The 4,031-nt window shown below is 45.3% G+C and carries 2 protein-coding genes; both read left to right on the plus strand.

All coding sequences use genetic code 11. From position 1 onward, the window contains the following. Positions 1-120: 120 nt before the first annotated feature. A complete protein-coding gene (locus tag AC1DPQ_RS19995; RefSeq protein WP_477610658.1) occupies positions 121-3,450 on the plus strand; it encodes a DUF6443 domain-containing protein in 3,330 nt (1,109 codons plus the stop codon). 7 nt (positions 3,451-3,457) lie between these two features. Then, on the plus strand, positions 3,458-3,964 hold the full coding sequence (locus AC1DPQ_RS20000) for a PH domain-containing protein (RefSeq protein ID WP_477610659.1): 507 nt from the start codon (positions 3,458-3,460) through the stop codon (positions 3,962-3,964). Positions 3,965-4,031 lie beyond the last annotated feature (67 nt).

A 4,031-nucleotide genomic window follows, 5' to 3' on the forward strand; every position in this document is an offset into this window, starting at 1 on the left:
CTATTCCCAAGCCTGGTGGGGTCTACCAGTGCAGATACCATTACCAGTTTTCTGACAATACATTTAGTATAGAGTATGTAGAACAAAATATGCCATCACCTTGCATTCCTGAATAACGCCATGAAAAGAACAATGATCTTCACAGGACTTTTCCTGTTCAGCTTTTATAATACATTTTCTCAAACCCCTAGCGCTGACCGTAATTACGTGATGGAAAGTACGGTGAGGGCCGCAGGACATAAGACCGTGGGCAGCCTGGTAGGTTATCCGGTGGATTCCGTGAACCGTAACATCCGGTATTTCGACGGTCTTGGCCGTCCTTTGCAGGCGGTACAGTGGCAGGGGAGTCCGGGCAAAAAAGATATAGTGCAGGTCAGCGAATACGATGCCTTTGGCCGGGAAGCGAAAAAGTACCTTCCCTATGCGGAGCAATCGGGAGCTGACGGTAGTTATAAAGCCACTGGCATTTCTTCCCTGGATGCTTATTACTCCCCTGGCAGCTGGGATGCCGGGGTGGTAAGGACAGGTTCGCCCTTCAGTCTGACAGTATTTGAGCCGAGTCCTTTGAATAGGACGGTAGAACAAGGAGCACCGGGGGCAGACTGGCAGCCGGTAACGGGAAGTACCGCTGGTCATACGGCAAAGATAGTGTACGGGAGTAATATCGCAAACGATGTGCTGATGTGGCAGGTCAGTGGGGCGGGCGCGTCGGCAGGGGCATATTTTCCTGCGGGCAGGCTTTATAAAACGGTGTCGATGGATGAGAACTGGGTTTCTGGCAATGCCRGTAATACCGAGGAGTATAAAGACCTGGAGGGAAGGGTAGTGCTGAGAAGGGTATACAAAAGCGATACCGAAAAACTGAATACCTATTATATCTATGATGGCCTTGGGAACCTGCGGTATGTGGTGCCCCCAGCGGTGACGGTCAACAGTTTTACCGAAGCGGATTCAGATCCGGTGTTCGGCTATTTTATATATGGTTACCATTACGATGGCAGGAGACGGCTGGTGGAGAAAAAGGTGCCGGGCAAGGGCTGGGAGTATCTGGTATATAACAAGTTGGATCAATTGGTTTATAGTCAGGATGCCAACCAGCGCAACAATCATCAGTGGAGCTGGACAAAGCGGGATGGTTTAGGCAGGGTGGTGCTGACAGGGGTTCAGAACGGGATTGACATGTCCAGGCAGACCCTTCAGGGTGATTATATTGATACGATGAGCGGTCAGCTCTGGGAATCGCGGACGGGATCAAGGTCAGAAGGTTATACTGCTGACACCCATCCAATGGCAGGGGAGGAATATGTTAACATAGAGTTTCACAACATGAACTATTATGACAATTACAGCTTTCCGGGCTATAACAGCAGTTATGCGGCGAGTGTTGCAGTAAGCTATAAACTGAACGGGCTTTTAACAGGAAGTTTCGTGCGTATACTGGGCAGTGCCACCAAACTATTGACGGTTACCTATTATGATGAGGACGGGAGGGTGAAGGAAACGGTATCCGATAACGCCAAGGGCGGCAAGGACCGTACGGTGAACACTTATAACTTTGCAGGAGAACTGACCTCAAGTGTGAGAACACATGAAGTTGGTGGTGCGGTAACCACCATTGTTTCTGGTTATGATTATGACCATGTTGGCCGTAAACATAGCACCAATAAGCAGATCAATAACGGCAGCGTAACCGGACCGAATATCGTGCTTGATGAATTTGTGTACAATGAAATAGGCCAGCTGGCCATGAAGAAACTGCATAATGGTATGCAGACCACTGGTATGGCCTATAACGAACGGGGCTGGCTGAAGAGCAGCATCAGCGGGGAGTTCAGTATCCAGCTGGACTACCAGGAGAATGGTGGCAACCAGTGGAACGGGAACATCAGCAGGCAATACTGGTCGCAGAATATTTCACCTTCAACCTCGCCTAATGTGTTCAGCTATGGTTATGACAAACTGGGCCGGTTGACCAGCGGAACGAGTACCGGGATCTACATGAGCGAGGTGCTGAACTACGACAATATGGGCAACATCAACCAGCTGGGCAGGAACGGCGGGGCAATGAACCAGTATTATTATAACGGGAACAGGCTGGATAGGGTAGACAATGTTGCAGGAACCTATGTCTATGATGCGAACGGAAATGCCACTACTGATGGCAGAACTGGGATGAGCCTGAGCTATAACCTGTTGAACCTGCCTTCTGGTGCCAGTGGAAACGGTAAGGTATTGAGTTACGTTTATGATGCCGGAGGCAGCAAGCTGAGAAAAGTCATAACAGAGAGCGGCTTGACCACTTCGAGGGAATATATTGACGGGATCGAATATGATGGGGACAATATCGACATTATCCATACCGAGGAAGGTGTGGCGCAGCGGAACGGCGATAACAGTTACAGTTACCATTATAACCTTTCTGACCATCTGGGCAATGTGCGCTATACCTTTGATGTTTACAATGGCCTGATCAGGCCGTTGCAGGTAGACAATTATTATCCTTTCGGCAAGCGCAATCCTTTAGCATCCGGAAATAATAAATATCTTTACAATGGAAAAGAGGCTCAGGATGAGCTTGGAGGACAGTTGGATTACGGGGCAAGGTTTTATGATCCGGAGATAGGCAGGTGGAATGTGGTGGATCCGCTGGCTGAGAAGATGCGTAGGCATTCACCATATAATTATGGTTTCAACAACCCGATAAGGTTTGTTGATCCTGATGGGATGGCGGGTAACGATTGGGTAAAGAAGGATAATCGTTGGACTTTTGATGATAACATTAAAACTGCAGAACAAGCAACTAATGCGGGTTACGATGATTATAAAGCACCAGGTTCTGTAGTAAAAGCGAAACTAGGGGATGATGGAGAAGTGGGTAGTGTATATTTAGGAGAAAACGCAGCAGATACACATTACGTATCAAGTAATCAAGAAAGTAGTATGAAAGATGCTTTAAGTTGGGCGTCAACTGCTTTAACAGCTGGTGGCGCAGGATTTGAACTGGCAGGAGAAAGCCACGTAACATCTTTATTTAAACAAGGAGTTCGAGGAGGGTCTTCTGGAAATTACACCTTAGCGGGAAGAAATCTTTCTTTGTTTGGTAACGCAAGCATGACTTCAGCATCAGCTCCTACAAGTGCAATGACAACTATCGGAAAAGGGATTGGTACAACTGCAACGGCTATTACAGTAGGGGTATTAGCTTATGAAGCTTATCAGGTTAACCAAGGTAAAATGGATGGAGGAAGATTTACCTATCACTTGGGAGCTGCCGCAACCTCTTTCGGTGTGGGAATGCGATATGGGGGACCCTATGGAGCCGTCGTTGGATTAAGTGCGTCATCAGCTGAATTTGCATATGACACATCGAAGCAAACTGTTATGACTATGAATGGACAGTGGAATAACTTTGTTCAATCAATTATAAACGCTACAATGGGAGGTAGATAAAAATGTAATGGAAATATTTAAAGTAAATTTTAAGAATCATATTATAAATGGATGGCCAACAATTTTGGTAATAATAATTTGTTTAGCTTTTCCTTTTGGATTATCAACTTTTACTCATGAAAATGCTAAATCTTTTTATTGGATTGGAGCATGCATATTCATAATTGTTGCCCTTCCTGCTATAATTGTACACTTGAATTACTATATGGTCAACAAGGGAGATGTATTTGAATTTTGTTTTGAGAAAAGTGAAATAGTTATAAAGCAGAACGGAACTTCAACACGTTTTACCCTCAACGATATTGACTTTGTTAAACGATCTATGTCATTCAATCAGGCAGCCAATAGATCCACTATAGTTCCCTGGGAAGGATATAACCATTCCTATATTCAATTAAAAAACGGGCGAACATTCACAATAACAAGCCTTTTGGTTCCAAATCTAAATTTGCCATTAGAAGCGAACAAGATAATTGTTAAACAAAATTTCTACAGATTGGCTAAGAAATATTAATTGTTCATGATTATACCTTTCCCCAGCTGGCAACATTGTGTATTTATTCGGTCAGCTGGTGTAGGCC

It is taken from the genome of Pedobacter sp. 01T416_2, assembly GCF_056398925.1.

Coding starts and splice junctions, on each gene's coding strand:
- AC1DPQ_RS20000 (WP_477610659.1), top strand. CDS start 3,458: ATGGAAATATTTAAAGTAAATTTTAAGAATCATATTATAAATGGATGG.